This window comes from Shewanella livingstonensis (assembly GCF_003855395.1).
GTDB classification, from domain to species: domain Bacteria; phylum Pseudomonadota; class Gammaproteobacteria; order Enterobacterales; family Shewanellaceae; genus Shewanella; species Shewanella livingstonensis.
Genome location: NZ_CP034015.1, coordinates 4,141,115 through 4,160,203, shown reverse-complemented (window position 1 = coordinate 4,160,203; position 19,089 = coordinate 4,141,115). Strand labels below are relative to the sequence as shown.

Genomic DNA, 19,089 nt, shown 5'->3' with positions numbered 1-19,089 from the left:
AATACGTAATGGATTTTAAATTAACAGACGAGCAAGAGTTATTTGTTTCTGGTATTCGCGATTTAATGGCGAAAGAAAATTGGGAAAGCTACTTTTCTGAGTGTGATGCGAACAGTCAATATCCTGAAAGATTTGTTAAAGAATTAGCTGATATGGGAATCGACAGTTTGTTGCTTCCTGAAGAGTACGATGGATTCAATGAAGGCATGGTAACTCTTACTGCTATTTGGGAAGAGCTAGGCAGATTGGGTGCTCCAACTTATGTGCTGTATCAGTTACCTGGTATTGCTACTGTGTTGAGACATGGCAACCAAGCGCAAATTGATAAAATAATGGCATTCCGTGGTACGGGTAAACAAATGTGGAATTCGGCCATTACTGAGCCTAGTGCTGGTTCTGACGTGGGTAGTTTACTGACTACTTATAAAAGAAAAGATGGCAAAGTTTATCTGACTGGTAGCAAGTGCTTTATCACGAGTGCGGCGGGTACACCTTACATTGTGGTTATGGCGAAAGATGCTGATTCAGAGAAGCCAATCTTCACTGAGTGGTTTGTCGATATGTCTAAACCAGGTATTAAGCTTAGCAAGTTACCAAAATTGGGCTTAAAAATGGATAGCTGCTGTGAGTTGCAGTTTGACGAACTTGAGTTAGAAGAGTCAGACATGTTTGGTGAGGAAGGTAATGGCTTCCTTCGAGTTAAAGAAGAGTTCGACTCTGAGCGTTTCCTCGTAGCATTGACTAACTATGGTGCTGCTTATTGTGCATTTGAAGATGCGGCTAAATATGCCAATCAACGTGTGCAATTTGGCGAGGCGATTGGTCGTTACCAACTAATCCAAGAGAAGTTTGCTCATATGGCTATCAAGCTTAACAGCATGAAAAATATGGTTTATGAAGCTGCTTGGAAATGTGATAACGGTGTTATGACTGCTGGGGACTCTGCTATGTGCAAATTTTACTGCGCAAATGCAGGCTTCGAAGTGATTGATTCTGCCATGCAAGTTCTAGGTGGTTATGCCATCGCTGGCGAGCATCGTATCAGCCGTATGTGGCGAGACATTCGTGTCGACAGAGTGTCAGGCGGTTCTGATGAAATGCAAATATTGACCTTAGGTCGCTCTGTGTTGAAGCAATATAAGTAACTGTCGTTGGGTTTAATCCGTACCGCAAGGCCTCCACAGATTATTGTGGAGGCAAATCAAATTCTTGCTCAGTTCCTGAAAACGCGTATTTATCTTCATCACGTTTTCAAGGTTCGGTACGCCTTATCTTCAAATTTGTTTAAATCTTTATTAAAGATTGCCGACGCTATCGTCGTGCAGAGTCTTTATTTGAATATAAAAGAGAAGGGTAATATGTCACAAAAATTAACCACCCCAACGTTCGGCCCGCTAGCTGGGGTTCGGGTTGTATTTTCCGGTATCGAAATCGCAGGGCCATTTGCTGGCCAGATGCTTGCCGAATGGGGCGCTGAAGTTATTTGGATTGAGAATGTAGCTTACGCAGATACCATCCGTGTACAACCTAATTATCCGGAATTGTCACGTCGCAATTTACATGCTTTATCTTTGAATATTTTTAAAGATGAAGGCCGCGATGCTTTTCTTAAGTTAATGGAAACAACAGATATTTTCATTGAGGCCAGTAAAGGACCCGCATTTGCCCGTCGCGGTATTACTGACGAAATTTTGTGGCAACATAATCCTAAACTGGTTATTGCTCATTTATCTGGTTTCGGTCAGTACGGCACCGATGAATATACTAACCTCCCTGCTTACAATACGATTGCTCAGGCCTTCAGTGGTTATTTAATCCAAAATGGTGACAAAGATCAGCCAATGCCGGCTTTTCCTTATACCGCGGATTACTTCTCTGGCATGACTGCTACGACTTCAGCCTTAGCTGCTTTATATCATGTGCGTGAAACCGGCGTTGGTGAAAGCATTGATATCGCTATGTATGAAGTGATGTTACGCATGGGCCAGTACTTCATGATGGATCATTTCAATGGTGGCGAAGTCTGTCCTCGAATGACCAAAGGTAAAGACCCATATTACGCAGGTTGTGGTTTGTATACCTGTAAAGATGGCTATATCGTTATGGAACTAGTCGGAGCAATGCAGATTGAAGAAATGTTCAAAGACATGGAGATTTCTCATCTATTTGGCACTGAAGAAATCCCTGAAGGTACTCAGTTAATTCATCGAGTTGAATGTCCTTTTGGACCGCAAGTTGAAGATAGTTTAGATGCTTATCTAGCGACTCGCACTATTGATGAAGTATTGGCTAGATTTGCTGAATTAAAAGTGGCCTGTTCGAAAGTACTTACGATACCTGAGCTTGAGTCTAATCCTCAGTATGTAGCTCGTGAATCAATCACACAGTGGCAAAATATAGATGGCAAGACTTTTAAAGGGCCAAACGTCATGCCAAAGTTTAAGAATAATCCAGGCCAAATTTGGCGTGGTATGCCAAAACATGGCATGGATACCGCCGATATCTTGAGTAGCATTGGTTATTCAGAAGCGGAGATACAAAATTTAAGTGAAAAAGGCTTAGCCAAAGTTTCTGATAAGTAAGTGAGGCATTGACAATGGATATCGTTGGTAGCAAAACCATCAGATGCATGTGGGAAGATCGTGCTCGTAAATATAGTGACAACACTGCGTTAGTTTTTGAAGATGCTACTGGCGATGTTCGTGAGTTTACATATAGTGCACTGAATGATGAAATTAATAGAACTGCAAACTTGTTCTTACAACTAGGTATTAATAAAGGAGATAAAGTTGCCGTTCAGTTATATAACAGCCCTGAATTTATTTTCTGTTGGTTTGGATTAGCAAAAATTGGCGCCGTTATTGTTCCTATTAATACGCAGTATGTATATGGTGAGAGTAAATACATCATTAATAAATGTGATGTAAAAATGGCTGTTATTGAAGAAGAGTTTCTGCCTATTTTTAAAAAAATAGAGCAAGATAGCGATAGTTTAATAACGGATATATTAGTTGCAAGAACAAAAAGTACTAATTTGTTCGGTGCAATAAATTTCGATATATTAATGGCTAAACAGTCTAGTACGTTAGATGAGTTAAGACCGTTAAGTAGTGACGACGTTGTTGAGATATTATGTACTTCGGGTACCACTTCGCGGCCCAAAGGTGTTGAGATTACTCACTGTAATCTTCTCTTCGCTGGCTATTATACAACTTGGCAAACTAGCCTAAGATCTGACGATACTTATTTATCTATGATGCCTTGTTTTCACGTAGATTTTCAGTGCAATGCGGCCATGGCTGCATTTACTGCTGGTGCTCGCTTGGTCATGCTTGAAAAGTATAGTGCACGCAAGTTTTGGCAACAAATTTGTGATTACAAGGCAACTCTCACCCACAGTATGCCAATGATAATACGCACGTTAATGCTACAACCTGTAATGCCTTATGAGCGTCAGCACTGCCTGCGGGATATGTTATTTTTCATGCATATTTCAGATCAAGAAAAACTGGATTTTGAAAGCCGATTTAATATTGAATTATTCAATTCTTACGGTATGACTGAAACCCTAGTTGGCTTGATTGGAAATAATCCTGGAGAAGAACGCTATTGGCCATCAATCGGTAGTCCAGGATTATCCTATGAAGCCAAAATTACCGATGAAAATGATGATGAAGTTACCGCTAATGTTATCGGCGATCTCAGAGTCAAAGGTGTTAGAGGTAGAACAATTTTTAAAGGATACTATAAAGACCCTAAAGCCACTGCTGAAGTCCTAACTTCGGATGGGTGGTTATGCACTGGTGATAAAGGTTATGTCGATGAAAGAGGGTTATTTTATTTTGTTGATAGAAAGACAAATATGATTAAAAGGGCTGGTGAGAATATTTCAAGTAGTGAAATTGAAAAAACTCTTATGTCCCATCCTTATATTCTTGACGCTGCTGTTATTGGTGTTCCAGATCCTATTAGAGATCAAGCTGTAAAAGCCTTTGTTATTTTTAATCACGACATGTATTTAAGTACTGATGAAATACTTAATTATTGTTCTGAACATTTGGCAAAATTTAAAGTTCCATCTTTTGTAGAAGTAAGAGAGTCATTCCCAAGAACATGTACTTGTAAAGTAGATAAAAAACTTCTTGCATGATTTTATTAAATTAGAGGGGTGATTAATTTAGTAAACTCAAATTAATCACCCCGTCTTTAACTGAATTAATCTTTTTATAAGAGTCATCAACGATGACGCTGAATGGAGTATTAAACATGAGCGAATCATTACACATTACTAAAAATGGTAGTATTTTAGAAATCATTTTGGATAGACCTAAAGCCAATGCCATTGATGCCAAAACAAGTTTCGAAATGGGAGAGGCGTTCTTAGCTTTTCGCGATGATCCAGAGCTTCGCGTTGCCATTATTACTGGTGCTGGAGCGCGTTTTTTTTCAGCCGGTTGGGATCTGAAAGCTGCTGCAGATGGTGAAGCTCCAGATGCTGATTTTGGCCCTGGCGGATTTGCTGGTTTAACCGAAATATTTAACTTGGATAAGCCTGTTATTGCGGCAGTAAATGGCTATGCATTTGGTGGCGGTTTTGAGTTAGCATTAGCTGCAGATATTATTGTTTGTTCAGAAAATGCTAGTTTTGCACTACCTGAAGCCAAGTTAGGCATTGTACCTGACAGTGGTGGAATGCTACGTCTTCCAAAAGTACTTCCACCTGCTATTGTCAATGAGTTGATGATGACAGGACGCGGAATGGGTGCCGAAGAAGCACTTCGTTGGGGGGTTGTTAACCGTGTTGTTACAAGTGACCAACTCATGGCAACTGCACGTGAATTAGCGCTGCAAATAGCGCAAGGCGCGCCTTTAGCGATTGCAGCTATCAAAGAAATATATCGCGAAACAGCAGAACTATCAGTTGAAGAAGGTTATCGCCACATCCGTACTGGGACATTAAAAAATTATCCTTCAGTACTACATTCTGAAGATGCGACAGAAGGTCCACTCGCCTTCTCTGAAAAACGAGATCCAATCTGGAAAGGAAGATAATACTCATCTGAGTAATAGGGGCTGTTAAACTTTAAAAATGAATTTAACCCCAAAAATCAACAGTCCTTAGGATCTAGTTATCACTATAGAGACTAGATCCTATAACTCTTCATGGAAAATATTAATTATCATTGTTTTATCTGTTTACACAGGAAACAAGTGTTAACTAATCAGTTTAATTATTCCACAATATTATAGAGGTGTCATACATGCCTTATTATGAATTTGAAGGACTTATTCCTGTTGTAGACCCAAGCGCTTATGTGCATCCCACGGCAGTATTGATCGGCGATGTCATTGTTGAGGCAGGTGTTTATATTGGCCCTAATGCATCATTGCGAGGAGATTGTGGCCGTTTAATTTTGCAACAAGGCTCTAATCTCCAAGATGGTTGTATCATGCATGGCTATTGGGATATGGATACGATTGTCGAGTGTGATGGACATATTGGACACGGTGCAATTTTACATGGATGCGTGATTAAGCGAAATGCACTAGTAGGGATGAACTCTGTCGTTATGGATGGGGCTGTTATTGGCGAAGATAGCATCGTTGCTGCGATGAGCTTTGTTAAAGCAGGTTTTCAAGGATTATCCAAACAAATGCTTATGGGTCAACCAGCTAAGATGGTTCGTGAAGTGACAGAAGAAGAGCTTCATTGGAAAGCACTTAATACATTGGAATATCAAAACCTAACAAAAATCTCTTCAAATTCAATGAGGTGTGTGGATGCTCTTGCTCGGGTTGAGGTTGATCGGGCTAGATTAAAAGGAAGTACAGATGTTCAATCAACTGCTCAGAAAACCTCTAAAGCATACCAATTAACCATGTCGTTAGCGTGCCAGTTTTAAGTTTGTTGTAAAAAGAATAATAAGCTAAATATTATTCATCACTATATTTATGCTTATATGCAAACACAATGGTTTTTTTCCACATCATAACGTCTGAATTGTAGTTAACTACTGTTTTATAGAAGGGAATAATAATGCCTGTAGATCCTGCTGTGGCGCTTTTTTTACAACAAGTCCGTGAGTCTGGGGTAAAAGCCTATGAGGATATGACTCCTGCAGAATCACGCCGTTTAGATATGGATGAACTGATAAAGGCAAAAAAACACCGTAAAATTGAGGTTGTACAGTCTATTGAGCATAGCTTTATTCCTGGGCCAACTGCGGATTTACCGATTAGAATATATCGACCTGTAAATTCCAATATTGAACAGCCCCAACCTGCAATAATTTTTATTCATGGGAGTGGTTGGGTGGTTTCCAATATTGAAACCAATGACCATTTCTCTCGCGCGTTAGCTAATCGAACCAAATCTGTTGTGATAGCGATTAATTACCAAAAAGCCCCCGAACATAAGTTTCCAGTTCCAATGGATGATTGTTATGCATCGACATTATGGATATTTGAACATGCGGTTTTGTTAGGGCTTGATCTCAATCGTATCGGCATTTTAGGCGATAGTGCCGGTGGTAATCTAGCTGCCGCGGTAACACTGAGATTGCGGGATGAAAATGGACCAAAACTAGCTTATCAAGTATTAGTATATCCGGCTGTGCAATACGGCATGGAAACACCTTCAGCTATTGCTAATGCAACAGGGTATCTTTTACAGCAAGCAAGTATGGAGTATTATTGGAGACATTATTTGCGTAGTGAAACGGATACGAAAAATCCATACTGTACACCGTTGAACGCAGAATCACATCATGGCCTGCCGCCAACACTTATCTATACTGCAGAATTGGATCCGCTTTGCGATGACGGTTACTTATATGCGTGTAAGTTGCAAGAGTGTGGCGTAAATGTGAAGTATAAATGTTATGACGGCATGATCCATGGTTTTATCAAAATGTTAGGCGTATTTGAGCAAGCAAATGATTTCCTTAACACTTTAAATGAGGACTTATTAGCTATATAGCTAATAATCTTTGATAAGTGGTTTTTCAATATGTCTAATGAAATATTAATGATGTTAATTGTTAATTAATGTGACCATTGTAACTTTTAATATAAATGAATATGTTATTTTAATTTCAAATAACACAGAATGAAAATGATTACAAATGAATAAAAATATTCCATTAAGATCACTGCAGATTTTTGAGTCATGTGCTCGGTTAGAAAGCTGCTCTCTTGCTGCACAAGAACTCTGTATAACTCAAAGTGCTGTTTCTCAGCAAATAAAATTGCTTGAAGATTACTTTTTGGAAAAACTATTTATTCGTAGTGCAGGAAAGATAACACTGACCGATTCTGGTTTTGAACTTAGGCAACGACTAGCACCAGTATTTTATGATTTGAATAGTGTTTGTGCTAGTTTAGTTCCAGATATGTCTAGTGAGGTCAGAGTTCACTCTTATACTTCTTTTGCTGCCAGATGGCTAGTCCCAAAAATGGCTAAGCTTAAACTTGAATACCCTAATTTAAATATTAATGTGGGTATGTTTCAAGATGATATTATTATGAGTGATATGATTTCTGATATATTCATTGTTACGAGAGAGTGTCAGGACGGCTATACAATAATCCCTCTAGTAGAAGAAAAGTTAATAGCTTTTTGTAGTCATGAATATATTGAAAAACATCCAAATATATCATTTAGCAATCTCAATGAACAGTGTTTATTATATTCAAAGCATAAAGACTATGGTGTAGACTGGGAAGGCTGGTATAGATATAATAATATTAGTGCTAATCCTGTGCAAAATAAAATTATTTTTAATCATAATATGTTAGCAGTTCAAGCGGCAATTTATGGGCAAGGTATTGTTTTAGGATTAGAGCAAACTTTACGTGTTGAAGTTGATAAAGGTAATCTGGTTAAAATAGATTTACCTTGTTGTTATTCAGGTTTAACTTATTATATTGCATACAAAACATCAAGAAAAAGAGATGCTAAGATACTTAAAATTGTTGAGTGGATTATAAAAGAGTATTCGATTAGTTAATTTTTTAGACTGATTTTAGAAATCAATAATACATTATCGATTGTTATTAATGGTTAGTGCTGATGCTGAGTAACCAAATGATTATTTACTATTTATATTATCTGTGACATAAATTATATTGTTGCTATGATGCTGTATACTAAATTGCTGAAAAAAATCAAGGGTTGAACATCATTATTCCTGCCATATGCAGTAAGTAAACAAGCGAATTCGATGAGTGTTTTCGTTGGTTTCGACGTTCCATCATCTCCTTTTCATTGGAGTGTCTAAGCTCTAATCTAACTGCGCCACGACCTTCTTTACCAATAGAGGACGATTTTTTGTGGACAATACTTTGGATCCCCTTATAAGCATTTTGCCATTGTGTTTTATGTGAGGCGTGCTCCATTGAAAATGTGACGACTCGCCATTTATTTTTGGGGATAGCAAAAGCAAATGTATCGATAAAAAATGTCAACTCCTCTGGGGATGAAAAATAGACTCCAGATTTACTTTGAGACGTATTTTGAAGGGCAAATTTGATTACTTTTATGAGGTTTCTATTATCATATTTAAAGTGAAGCCTAATCTTATCAATCAGTGTTGTTAACCATCTACGTTCTAGCAAAGACGATGGCTTTTGTGGTAGAAAACCGTTCCCATATGCTCTCAACCTTGGTTTACCCGATCGGGTTGTTATTTTTCTGAGATCCACTGCATTTCGATACCATTTTTGGATGATTTCATGGTCGATATGAAATTTATGACTAACTTCTCTTGGATCTAATCCTGAGTTTATCTGCTGTAAAATAACGTAGCACGTGTTTAAAGAAGGCGCCTGAGGGATAACGAGTTTCTGCGTGCTTGATGTGTCATTACTGCTAATAACACTGCCATCATTAACTGTACAGATATTGCTTATGTGTATTTTTTTAGCCAAGTAGCGTGAAAATTGTTGTGCAACTAAAGGGCACTCGTCGGGTTTATTATCGCTTAATGCTTTAATGTATCTTCTCGGCGCTAAACCAATGTTGAACATCTGTTTCTGTGTCATATCCAAATGCATCTTAGACAGCTTATGGCCCAATATGAAGTCTGAAAAATGGAAGTAATTAGAAAAGCAGACCTCAGGATCTGAGTGGCCGTCAAACGATGCAATCGAATAATATCGATTTCTTGTCGAGTTTCCTGATATTAAGTGAATGATTTTTTCACAGAGGCTTTTACTGTACGGAACTGCCTCTGGAATAACTGCGTGAGCGTCTTCTAGTTCACACATGAGTTGCAATCGCGAAATTGCACTGTGCCTTAAATGATGAAAAACATAATGTTCAAGACCTGATAACTCTCTTAGCATTGTTTTGGTAAAATATGACAAAAAATACTTATCGATAGGTTCACTCTTATTGATGCCAAACCCCAATGCGAGTTTAGATTTGGTGTTATTCACATCTGATAATTTTGAGATATTAAGGACTTGTTTTACAATTTTTTTTTCGTCTTCCAAAAGAAGAGGGTATAAAGGTACTCTCCGTAGCGAAGCATGACTCTTATTATTTCCATATTGATTTTCTCGAATTTCAAGCCATGCCGTGGACGAATTTTCGATATCAGATAATCTCAACTTGATGACTTCACTAATCCTCAACCCACAACGAAAACTTATAATCAGTGCCGCTTGTAACGTTGCTTTCTCCTCGTGATCTAAGTCATCGATGATCAATACCGTTCCTAATAAGGCTTTGAACAATGTTTCGTCAATGAAGCCTGCATTTGTATGGGCTCTATTTTTGTCACCACTGTAAATAGCTTCACTTAGTAATGGGAAGTCGAACTCTCTGGCGGCATGGGCATGGAAATCATTTAATCTTGCCGCTAAATTACACTTTTGCTTTTGTGTGGGAGTGTTATCAATAAGTTGATGATAGAGCGCTAACATGCTCTGTTCATCGATGATGCTTAACTGATAGTACTCAGAAAAAAGTAACCACTTTCTTGAGAGCGTTGAGTGGTAACTTCTAATCGTTGATGGCTTGCAAGTTTGTGACTTGAGTAATAGCCAGCTTAATAGTGTACGTTGTGCAAGCGATAACTGATGCTGTGCTGCTAATGATTCGAGTGATGTTGAAAGTGCTTTGCGTGATAGTTTTTTTATGCCATTTTCACGTAGAGCATGAGTTAAGCATTTAAAAAACTCTTTTGAAGGCAAAATACTTCTATGTTCAATGGTATCTTTTTTAAAGGGGATGTCGATTCTTTTAAAGCTGATGGGCGTTGAGATAATTGATGTTGGCTTGGTTTGTAACCTGGCTAAATTATCCAGCGGTAGGGAGTAGGACTTATTCCTGCCTGTTGCATACTCTAGTATAGCTTGGTTGATATTTATGTTAGGTAAACTCTCGACAACCCCAATGGCCGAAATACAAAGCTTTTTTAGGCTTTGAGCCAAATTGGGCAGCTCCACTTGATACCCTTTCGTTAACAGTGCATGTAGGGTTTTACTATCATTAGGCTTTATCCATGAAAGATACCTCTCCTCATTTTGTGCTGAGTTGAGTTGCTTGATAAAGGCCAACGTTAACGGCGATAAGTAACAATGGTAAATGGTCTCTGTCTTTTCTGTGTTTTTTATATTGGTATTATAGCCAGCGGAATCTATTGTCAGTGATATAAATGAAGCATTATTTATTTGTTTTAGATCTAATTTTCCTGCTAGTTTTTTAGCGAAGGATTTGACAAGATCATAGTTGCAACATCCTGAGTGACAAATAAATGAGAGTAATACCGAACGAAATATATCGGCTACGCCTTGCTTCGTTTTAGCGTTTTTAACTTGTTCGAACCAGCTTGTATATAGTGATTGAAAAGCATAGCTTTGCCGCATCCAATCTTGGTTTCTTATCGATTTCTCTGCCTTTTGAAATACTAAATATGAGAGCGGTTCAAGTGTTAATTTTGCTTCATAGATGTAGACATTAATAATTTTTACGCACTGATTAAAGCCGGTTCTCAAATCAATAAAAGAACTGAAAGATTTTTGAATATCCTCTAAAAGGCTCTGCCACTTGTCATTAAATTCGGTTGATAGTGGTAATTGTTTTCCGTTCGGAAAATGTTTAGCGGTAATCTGTTCTGCTTTAGCAATGATATGCTTTTGATGGCGAGCTCTTTCTTTAGATCTACGCTCAACTCCAATGTTATTAGACATAGTCGAACGCCTTGAAATTAGTGTCAATGAGCTTTTGGTTGAGACAGTTAGCGATTCTTTTTAAATCAGTAATAGAATACGAACAAAATCGCGTAAATGCCGGAGAATTCACTTCTGCATGCCCCATCCAAGCCGCAATTAGGTCAGGATCGATACTCTTTGATACCAATAGTGACCGAGCATAATGTCGATACCAGTTAAGTGGTAGTGGGATTATGCTATCGAAATGTGATGACATACTTTTAGGGCTAACTTCTTCGGTGCTTAATCCTTGACGATAAAAAAATAAATGTTCTTTCCCATTGAGCGCATCTTCATAGCGTTGACTTAATTTAATGTCTATTCGCCTCGTTTTAACTTTAAAAAAGTGTAAGTAAGCGATATATTTTTCAATAATAGACAGGGTTAAATCGGGGAGAACAACCACCCTACCATTGGTTGTTTGTTGTATTTCTTTATCTGAAATCCAAAATGTTTTGTTGAAAAGGTTTAGGTCTGTTATTTTTCCCAGCCATCCAGAGACAGGTCGGTATCCTGACGATATTGCCAATGCTATCTGTACATAATAGGTAATGAAGTTATGATATTTATCGCTTTCGATGCCGCGTTCTGCTGCAATTTTTGCTTGTATACTTTTGACAGTGATTGAAATGACGTTATCTTTAATAAATAAAGGACTGCCGAGTAGTTCATCCAATGGCTGGTGGGCATGAATATACCGAAATTTTTGCTCTGCTAGTTTCTCAAGATAGTTAATATACCTTTGATGGGATTGGCTTAGTTGGTTGTCTGTCAATTGAGTGTACGAGAGCTCTGGATGAATATTGACTGGCTCTCCCATTATGAGAGCGATAATGGTCGGGTCTATAGCTTCTTGTTTAAGTTTTTGTCCAAGAAATTTAGCTATTTTTCGTTTAGTTAAATGGGTCCCATGTTTTTTGTTTAGTGCTGATAGCACATCGGTAATATCATTTTCAATCTGTTGGCTATATTTTGTCAGTGCTGCACAGTTAATGATTGTAGGTAGTGTGATGCTATAGCTCTTTTGTATTTGCTGTACTAAAGGTTTTATCGTTTGTCTGTACTTTTGAGTTGGCAATAGGTGCTGTCTGATTAAGGTATTTTCTTCGGTGTTGAAGTTCCACAGCGAAAGTTGCTCAAAGGGATTACCGAGCATTAATGAAGCTAAGATGAATGAGCGTGTTAAATCATTGTGTTCGTTATTTAAGCAAAATTTCAATAGTGTCTCTATTTCAAAATTACTTGCATTATTGATGTCGCATGGTAATGCCATTTGGTTCTTTAATACTTGATTGACCTTCGCTCTTGCTTGTAGCTTTTGAATGGCGTATCCATTCATTAAAGGCTTTTTCATTGAAACTAGGTAAGCATTCTTAGTTTTTTGAGTTCCCGACTCTTCACGTTGCCATTGTTCTTTTGTTCTTGCGACTTCACTTAGCTCAATGATAGTTGACTCATTTGTATCGTCTTCAATTTTTTTGCCAACAATGACTGTTTTTCGACGACCAAATTGAGGCTTTACGTTCCGAGTTATACCTTCTTTGTTGTTGTGACTATCACGGATCGGAATATACATTCTTGATAATTGCTGTCCCACTTGCTCAGTAGCGCTGACCTCAAGGTTTTTTTTACGAGCATCATCAAGCTCGAGTAATAGCCGTTCTATTTCATTGTTTATAACGTCTGGAAGGTTATTGGACAATGAATCACGCTTACCTAGCGCCCACTGTCTGAGTTCATTGCATGCACCTTTGATTGCCGATTCGTGTGAGCCGATCATATATAATCTGGCACATACGAGTAGGATTATTGCTTTATATTGGTCATATTGATTTTTATCTTGGGAGGGAGATGACATAACGCAGGATATAAACGCAACAAAGTAATATTTTTCGAGCTGCTTGTTGCTTTTTAGATGGCTGTATAATTCTTTTAAATTTGTGTGATCCGCATTGACCATGATGCTTTGATCAGCAAAAGATTCGGCATGTTCTTTGATTGTTGTGAGCTCTTTAAATTCACGTTTATATTGGCTTTTAAGTAAGCTGGTAAGTCGTAGCACCTCGCTAGCAATAAGATGATGATAAGTTGATAACGCTTTAGGAAATGCATTGTTGAGTGCATTTAATATCACCTCTTTTGCAAATCGACTGCTAGCTTGGTTCTCATTCATGTAGCTTTTCCAAAACCATTGCAAATACAGATTCGGCATCCATTTTTTCGATAGTTGATTGCTCAAGCCGCTTTTTTTTGGCTCTTTGTTTAGCAATACAATCTCGAGATTTTGTGGCTATACTTGCGAATTTTTCCTCTGATAACCTTTTGGCGTTAAATAGCTTTTGCATAATATGTTCTGGCATTAGCTCATTAATGCTATCGAATGTGGCTCCCAGGCTATCTTCTGTGATCGAGCCGAATAATGATTTTGAGATTACAGCTTTCCAAGCATGGGACTCTATATAAGCCTGAGAGGAAGCTAAGGGGTGAACGATGACGATTGAATCGTCTAACTGAATGTTGTTGATATCGAAAAATGCGTGTTCAAAACCGCTGATGAGTTGGAGCGTATCTGACTTATGTATAGCGTGTAGTACTTGTTGAGGGCTAAATCCTGTTTGCTCTAATAACGTTAACCCCGGTCCGAATAGAGACCGTTTTTGGTGTGAAAATTGGTAAGCAGTTTCGGCAAACGTGTGAATCGAGATTTTGTGTATTCTTCGAGCGTATTTTTTGCGCAGTAGTGAAACCATCCTGGTCTCCTCCCTTAAATCCTTGTAGAACCTATATACATTTTTTTGTGACCAAAAGTCAACGTGCGAATCAATAAACTGTGATAATAGGCGTTAAATGATAGTTTTCGATTTAGTAATAATTTGCAGTTAAAATATTGAATACTCCGCTTTTTACGTTAATTGTTGGTTGATATCATTCTAGCCTGTTTGGGCTTTAGTCGGTCTCCAAAACCGATGGTTGCGAGTTCGAGTCTTGCCACCCCTGCCAAATTTAGAAGGCCTAGCAGAAATGCTAGGCCTTTGTCTTTTCTGGCTTTTATGAATTTTTTATTCTCCTCTATAGCACGAATTCCATACCCCAGAAAATTTCAATTTTGCAATTGGTGACCAAACCGTGACCACGAGCTTTTTATGGGACTTTCTCGTCTGCAAAATATTGTTACTGATGACAAGAGTGCTCAGTTAATTGTTGATAACCAAGCTGCAATAATAATAGTACCTAACGCCAGGGTAACACTAGATATGTTGATATGCGTTCGTGAAGAGGTCGAAGCCGGTGTGACTGCATAGGTATAGATAACCCCATTTTCTATACATATTAACTGAACATGTATAGATTTCGGCAATTTCTATATGTTAACGCCTGTATTTCAAAGCAGATATCTCACTGCCTGTATCTATAGCAAAGCGCAAAACAGTCGCGAAGAGGGTGGTTAATGTTGATTCAATCGACATGAGCGCAATAAACAACCATAACATGTCGATTAAATCAGTTTTTATAAACATGTTTTCTTTACATGTCGATTGAATCGACATAAGCTCACTGCAATCTCTTTATATGTCGAAAAAAGAAGGTTTTTTAAACATGGAATGGCAAGCTGAGCAAGCATACAACCATTTGGCCCCTTTACCGCTAGACAGCGCACTCGCAGAGTTGGCCGAAACCTTACCCATACTCAAAGCCTGTATTCCAGCTCGCGCAGCCCTTGCTGAATTAAAGCAAGCGGGAGAGCTATTGCCTAACCAAGGGTTACTGATCAACTTACTGCCGCTGCTCGAAGCACAAGGCAGTAGTGAGATAGAAAACATTGTCACCACCACCGACAAGCTATTTCAGTATGCTCAAGAAGACAGCCAAGCCGACCCCATGACCAAAGAAGCGCTGCGTTATCGTACTGCGCTTTATCAAGGTTTTACTGAGCTAACAAGTCGGTCGCTATGTGTTACAACTGCACTAGAAATTTGCAGTACCATCAAGTCGGTGCAAATGGATTTACGTAAAGTAGCTGGTACCAGTTTAACGAATCAAGCCACGGGTGAGGTTATCTACACCCCGCCATCAGGCGAGAGCGTGATTCGTGATTTGCTCAGTAACTGGCAAGCTTTTTTACATAATCAAGATGATGTCGATCCACTGATTAAAATGGCCATGGCACATTATCAGTTTGAAGCCATTCACCCTTTTACCGATGGTAATGGGCGTACTGGCCGTGTGCTTAATATTCTTTACCTAATTGACCAACAACTGCTTAGTGCACCTATCTTGTATTTAAGCCGTTATATCGTCGCCAACAAGCAAGACTATTATCGTTTATTACTTAACGTGACCACTAAGCAGGAGTGGCAACCGTGGATAATCTTTATGCTTAATGCCGTAGAACAAACGGCTAAGTGGACGACCCATAAAATAGCCGCCGCCCGTGAGCTCATTGAGCACACGACCGAACATGTTCGTCAGAAATTGCCCAAAATCTATAGTCATGAATTAGTACAAGTCATTTTTGAGCAACCTTATTGCCGTATTCAAAACTTAGTCGATAGTGGCCTAGCTAAGCGCCAAACCGCCTCAGTCTATTTAAAGCAGTTGTGTGACATTGGCGTATTACAAGAAGTACAAGCAGGCAAAGAAAAGCTATTTGTGCACCCTAAATTTGTCACACTCATGACCAAAGACAGCAACCAGTTCAGTCGCTATTAAGCGGTCAATAGTAAGCGATCACACTAATAAAAAAGTGACGCTAAAACCCTATTCAGTCAGCGCCGTAATCGGCCTAATGCAAAGAGTAAATTAAATGAGCACTACTGTAAGCAGCAACGATATCGTCCAAAAACGGTGAAACCTCTGTGACGTACTGCGCGACTAGGAGCTGATCATACTCGATCGATTTTCATACATCCTTTTAAAAACATAGAGATAAAAAAATAGCTTGATTGATCTCACCAGTGTGATCAAATAGCGCTCTTTTTCTTTGTCTTTATACTTAATATGCTTAAACATCTCGATAAGATTACTGATTGCCGTTCCCATATAAATCAAGAACATGATGTCATTGATATCTGCTTCCTCGTCCTAAGCGCAGTGATATCAGGTGCGCAAAGTTGGGCCGATTGCCACGAGTTCGGGACATTAAAACTCATGTGGCTGCGTAAATATCGTCCCTTCGCTAATGGTATTCCCAGCCAGCAGAGCATTGGTCGCATCTTCAGAGGAGTGTCAAAGCAATCCTTGCTAGATGCCTTGTTGAGTTGGGTCAACGAGCATCGGCTTAGCACAGGACTTTCATCTATTGCGATTGATGGGAAAGTGCTTAAAGGTGCCAAAGCATCAGCCTCAAGCGCAGCGTTACATATGGTAATCGCATATGATACCGGCTCTGGTTTAGTTTTCAGCGCTAAATCAGGTGCGAGCAAAAAGAGTGAGCTCAAACTCGTTCAAGAATTGTTGATGTGTCTTGATTTGAAGTCTGAGTTACTGACATTAGATGCGCTGCATTGCCAGACACAAACACTGGATTATATTGTCAAAAAAGGTGGGCATTGTATTTTACAAGTCAAAGGTAATCAACCCAAGCTGTACGAGGCAGTACAGGCACAATTTACTGATTACATTACAAATACCCCTGATGCTGAATGCTTTACGCAAGACGATAAAGGCCATGGTCGAGTTGAAAAACGGATAACGTTTCAGTGTCCGTTGCATTTACCCGCCGAGATAAAGATGAAATGGTCTCAATTAAAAACATTAATCGCAGTAGAACGTCATCGAAAAGTGGGTAACAAAACCAGTATAGATACACACTTTTATGTCAGCAGTGCAGTACTGACATCAGAAGCCTTTGGTAAAGCGATTAGGGCTTACTGGCAAACGGAAAATAATCAACATTGGCTTTTAGATACACTATTTCAAGAAGATAAGCAGAAGATGTATGATGAGGATGGTGCCAGTATTCTGGCTATTTTAAGGTGTCGGGCATTAAATCTAGTGAAGCTACATCCCGCTAAAACAAACCAGAATCAGAAATTCAATAGGGCTTGTTGGAGTGATGATTTCAGGGAAGAGATTATTTTTGGCGCGGGTCAAAAAGTGTAATCAGCCCCTGATTTTTATGGGCGTTTCACTGTGGTTTTTTGCAGTCTAAAGGACTATGTTGAGAACAATAGGGCTGCTCTAGTTTGTTGATATTGTTTGGTTTATTTCTTTGCATTTGATGCGGGCACTGTTAACGCGCAATTTATGTTTTTTATTTGAGTGTAAGAGTCATTAAATTGCTTTACTTCAAAGACATAGAAAACATCGGATGATATTAATCAATAACTTAAACGATCGAGCTGTTCAATAAGCTGTTATAGCAATAAATCTACAACTCGTACTTAATAAGGATATTTTATGAAACAAGAAGATTTATATTTTGCACCAGAGGATCTATTTAGGTTGGGTAACTCATCAGGACCTCGATTAACAAATGTGAGAAGACCTAAAGATGTAAATACAACAGAAATAAATTGTATATGTGTTGTTATTGCTAATGGGAAAGGTATTTCATTATCAACCAAGAGCCGCCTCGATAATACCCTATATGTCAGGATGGGTTTGGAAAATTGGTAAAGGTATACAAATGCCAGTAGGTTTAACACTAATAAACGATCGACTTGGGCACTATACTGTATGCCCCACATCTAATATGGCATTAGATGAATTTATTGGTTTGTTATCTAAATTAGCTCTAAAATGTCAAAAGGTATTTAAAAAAGAAGTAGTGTAAATGATTGTTACTCGTGAGCTTAATGTAAATCTTAATGATTGGGAGACTAGATATATCCTAGAATCACTATCTAAAGAAATGGCACATTTAAAAGCTATAAACGCTTCATCAGAAGATGAGGACGAGGTTGCAGATGCAGGAAATGACTTTATTGAGCTGTCAGGTCTGTATGATCAAATGTCATCTAATGCAGTAGAAGTGTTTGGACAACAAATACTAGATTTTAGCAGAGACGAAATTTAGCTATCAAGTTGCTTAGACGGATACGTATAGTTTGCTCTCGCTTCGCAAATTGTACTTAGTCCTAGCAAGGTGTTGAACTAAGCTGCTGCGCGGAGCCAAATGAGGCTGCAATTGAGTGTATAATCCTCATTGAAACCGTTAGGCTTAAAGATGTAAGATAGAAAAATAAAATGAAAAGGAATTTCAATGAAAAACTTACCCACTACTCAATATCAACAGTCCAAAACTGCTTTGTATTCCATAGCCAGCATCAAAAAAAGCAAATTCCTATAGCATGAAGCATGGCAATTAATTTTGACTAGGCATAGGCCAAGTCCAACAAGCGATTTATGCGCTGAAAATAGCGCATAAATACTACAACGTTATGTGTACAGGGAATTACTGTGAATAGTCTACAAAATTACTATTTATTGGGCTTTATTTTATCTTCTGCAATATTGAATGCATTTATCGATGAGCAATCTATTGGTATAAAGCTTTTGTGCTTAACTTTATTAACTACAAGTTTCATTTTTGCTTCTCTATTTCATAACTTAAGAAATAGAGTGTCTAAAAGTAAGCTTACAACATAGAGTAATGTACACATACAAATAAGGATAGGCCGCGCGAAGCCGCGTCCTTATCCCAAGTGTTGAACAAGCCCGAACTCCTGAGAGTGACTCTTTATTATGTAAATAACAGCTCAAGAAAACGAGCTGTTTGATGTGATAGTTATCGTGCTAATTTTCTGTAGTCAATATATCGGGTAAGCGCTTGACCTGCGGTGGCTTAACAATACTCAGCCACTCCCAGTGTTGGTTAAGGACATACCGGTAGAAAAACTGTAATCCATTACGGTCGAGTTTTACGGTACT

The 19,089-nt window shown here is 38.5% G+C and carries 16 protein-coding genes; 13 read left to right on the top strand and 3 right to left on the bottom strand.

Features of this window, described 5'->3' with window-relative positions; translation table 11 throughout:
- Positions 1–8: 8 nt before the first annotated feature.
- The 7 genes from caiA to EGC82_RS18045 all read left to right on the top strand — a co-directional run bounded on the left by caiA (position 9) and on the right by EGC82_RS18045 (position 8,009).
- On the top strand, positions 9–1,145 hold the full coding sequence (caiA, locus tag EGC82_RS18075) for a crotonobetainyl-CoA dehydrogenase (protein WP_124731985.1): 1,137 nt from the start codon (positions 9–11) through the stop codon (positions 1,143–1,145).
- Between the two features lie 213 nt (positions 1,146–1,358).
- Positions 1,359–2,582, top strand: a complete 1,224-nt coding sequence (caiB, locus tag EGC82_RS18070; RefSeq protein WP_124731984.1) for an L-carnitine CoA-transferase — start codon at positions 1,359–1,361, stop codon at positions 2,580–2,582.
- A gap of 14 nt (positions 2,583–2,596) precedes the next feature.
- Positions 2,597–4,150 (top strand): crotonobetaine/carnitine-CoA ligase, encoded by a 1,554-nt coding sequence (gene caiC, locus EGC82_RS18065; RefSeq protein ID WP_124731983.1) that lies wholly within the window; start codon positions 2,597–2,599, stop codon positions 4,148–4,150.
- A 116-nt stretch (positions 4,151–4,266) separates the two neighbouring features.
- Positions 4,267–5,052 carry a crotonobetainyl-CoA hydratase gene (gene caiD, locus EGC82_RS18060; RefSeq protein WP_124731982.1) on the top strand — a complete coding sequence of 262 codons (786 nt, stop codon included), beginning with the start codon at positions 4,267–4,269 and terminating at the stop codon, positions 5,050–5,052.
- A 209-nt stretch (positions 5,053–5,261) separates the two neighbouring features.
- Positions 5,262–5,903, top strand: a complete 642-nt coding sequence (gene caiE, locus EGC82_RS18055; RefSeq protein ID WP_124731981.1) for a carnitine operon protein CaiE — start codon at positions 5,262–5,264, stop codon at positions 5,901–5,903.
- A gap of 134 nt (positions 5,904–6,037) precedes the next feature.
- Positions 6,038–6,979, top strand: a complete 942-nt coding sequence (locus EGC82_RS18050) for an alpha/beta hydrolase (RefSeq protein ID WP_124731980.1) — start codon at positions 6,038–6,040, stop codon at positions 6,977–6,979.
- A gap of 145 nt (positions 6,980–7,124) precedes the next feature.
- A complete protein-coding gene (locus EGC82_RS18045) occupies positions 7,125–8,009 on the top strand; it encodes a LysR substrate-binding domain-containing protein (protein WP_124731979.1) in 885 nt (294 codons plus the stop codon).
- A gap of 157 nt (positions 8,010–8,166) precedes the next feature.
- On the opposite strand, the gene EGC82_RS18040 is transcribed toward EGC82_RS18045, so the two are convergent.
- The 3 genes from EGC82_RS18040 to EGC82_RS18030 are packed head-to-tail and all read right to left on the bottom strand — an operon-like array spanning position 8,167 to position 13,967.
- Positions 8,167–11,196 carry a site-specific integrase gene (locus EGC82_RS18040; RefSeq protein WP_124731978.1) on the bottom strand — a complete coding sequence of 1,010 codons (3,030 nt, stop codon included), beginning with the start codon at positions 11,194–11,196 and terminating at the stop codon, positions 8,167–8,169.
- On the bottom strand, positions 11,189–13,390 hold the full coding sequence (locus EGC82_RS18035) for a site-specific integrase (RefSeq protein ID WP_124731977.1): 2,202 nt from the start codon (positions 13,388–13,390) through the stop codon (positions 11,189–11,191). The genes EGC82_RS18040 and EGC82_RS18035 overlap by 8 nt, the downstream gene beginning before the upstream one ends.
- On the bottom strand, positions 13,383–13,967 hold the full coding sequence (locus EGC82_RS18030; RefSeq protein ID WP_124731976.1) for a hypothetical protein: 585 nt from the start codon (positions 13,965–13,967) through the stop codon (positions 13,383–13,385). The genes EGC82_RS18035 and EGC82_RS18030 overlap by 8 nt, the downstream gene beginning before the upstream one ends.
- Positions 13,968–14,360: 393 nt before the next feature.
- Between EGC82_RS18030 and EGC82_RS21285 the strand changes: the two genes are divergently transcribed.
- The 6 genes from EGC82_RS21285 (at position 14,361) to EGC82_RS18010 (ending at position 18,235) form a co-directional block, all read left to right on the top strand.
- Entirely contained in the window at positions 14,361–14,519 is a 159-nt protein-coding gene (locus EGC82_RS21285) for a hypothetical protein (protein WP_164839159.1), read from the top strand.
- 295 nt (positions 14,520–14,814) lie between these two features.
- Positions 14,815–15,927, top strand: a complete 1,113-nt coding sequence (fic, locus tag EGC82_RS18025; protein WP_124731975.1) for a protein adenylyltransferase Fic — start codon at positions 14,815–14,817, stop codon at positions 15,925–15,927.
- Between the two features lie 288 nt (positions 15,928–16,215).
- Positions 16,216–17,319, top strand: a complete 1,104-nt coding sequence (locus EGC82_RS18020) for an ISAs1 family transposase (protein ID WP_124731974.1) — start codon at positions 16,216–16,218, stop codon at positions 17,317–17,319.
- 297 nt (positions 17,320–17,616) lie between these two features.
- Positions 17,617–17,835, top strand: coding sequence for a hypothetical protein (locus tag EGC82_RS21380; protein WP_208646905.1), 219 nt, complete (start codon positions 17,617–17,619; stop codon positions 17,833–17,835).
- A complete protein-coding gene (locus EGC82_RS21890; protein WP_462939095.1) occupies positions 17,756–17,992 on the top strand; it encodes a Tse2 family ADP-ribosyltransferase toxin in 237 nt (78 codons plus the stop codon). Before EGC82_RS21380 ends, EGC82_RS21890 begins: the two co-directional genes overlap by 80 nt.
- Positions 17,993–18,235: a hypothetical protein gene (locus EGC82_RS18010; RefSeq protein ID WP_124731973.1), complete on the top strand. Its 243-nt coding sequence runs from the start codon at positions 17,993–17,995 to the stop codon at positions 18,233–18,235.
- Positions 18,236–19,089 lie beyond the last annotated feature (854 nt).

What these genes read in the sequence shown, in the direction of transcription:
- EGC82_RS18030 (WP_124731976.1), bottom strand. Translation starts at nt 13,967, where the DNA reads ATGGTTTCACTACTGCGCAAAAAATACGCTCGAAGAATACACAAAATC.
- EGC82_RS18040 (WP_124731978.1), bottom strand. Translation starts at nt 11,196, where the DNA reads ATGTCTAATAACATTGGAGTTGAGCGTAGATCTAAAGAAAGAGCTCGC.
- EGC82_RS18020 (WP_124731974.1), top strand. Translation starts at nt 16,216, where the DNA reads ATGCTTAAACATCTCGATAAGATTACTGATTGCCGTTCCCATATAAAT.
- EGC82_RS21380 (WP_208646905.1), top strand. Translation starts at nt 17,617, where the DNA reads ATGAAACAAGAAGATTTATATTTTGCACCAGAGGATCTATTTAGGTTG.
- fic (WP_124731975.1), top strand. Translation starts at nt 14,815, where the DNA reads ATGGAATGGCAAGCTGAGCAAGCATACAACCATTTGGCCCCTTTACCG.
- EGC82_RS18050 (WP_124731980.1), top strand. Translation starts at nt 6,038, where the DNA reads ATGCCTGTAGATCCTGCTGTGGCGCTTTTTTTACAACAAGTCCGTGAG.
- EGC82_RS18010 (WP_124731973.1), top strand. Translation starts at nt 17,993, where the DNA reads ATGATTGTTACTCGTGAGCTTAATGTAAATCTTAATGATTGGGAGACT.
- EGC82_RS18045 (WP_124731979.1), top strand. Translation starts at nt 7,125, where the DNA reads ATGAATAAAAATATTCCATTAAGATCACTGCAGATTTTTGAGTCATGT.
- caiB (WP_124731984.1), top strand. Translation starts at nt 1,359, where the DNA reads ATGTCACAAAAATTAACCACCCCAACGTTCGGCCCGCTAGCTGGGGTT.
- EGC82_RS21890 (WP_462939095.1), top strand. Translation starts at nt 17,756, where the DNA reads ATGGGAAAGGTATTTCATTATCAACCAAGAGCCGCCTCGATAATACCC.
- caiE (WP_124731981.1), top strand. Translation starts at nt 5,262, where the DNA reads ATGCCTTATTATGAATTTGAAGGACTTATTCCTGTTGTAGACCCAAGC.
- caiD (WP_124731982.1), top strand. Translation starts at nt 4,267, where the DNA reads ATGAGCGAATCATTACACATTACTAAAAATGGTAGTATTTTAGAAATC.
- EGC82_RS18035 (WP_124731977.1), bottom strand. Translation starts at nt 13,390, where the DNA reads ATGAATGAGAACCAAGCTAGCAGTCGATTTGCAAAAGAGGTGATATTA.
- caiC (WP_124731983.1), top strand. Translation starts at nt 2,597, where the DNA reads ATGGATATCGTTGGTAGCAAAACCATCAGATGCATGTGGGAAGATCGT.
- caiA (WP_124731985.1), top strand. Translation starts at nt 9, where the DNA reads ATGGATTTTAAATTAACAGACGAGCAAGAGTTATTTGTTTCTGGTATT.
- EGC82_RS21285 (WP_164839159.1), top strand. Translation starts at nt 14,361, where the DNA reads ATGGGACTTTCTCGTCTGCAAAATATTGTTACTGATGACAAGAGTGCT.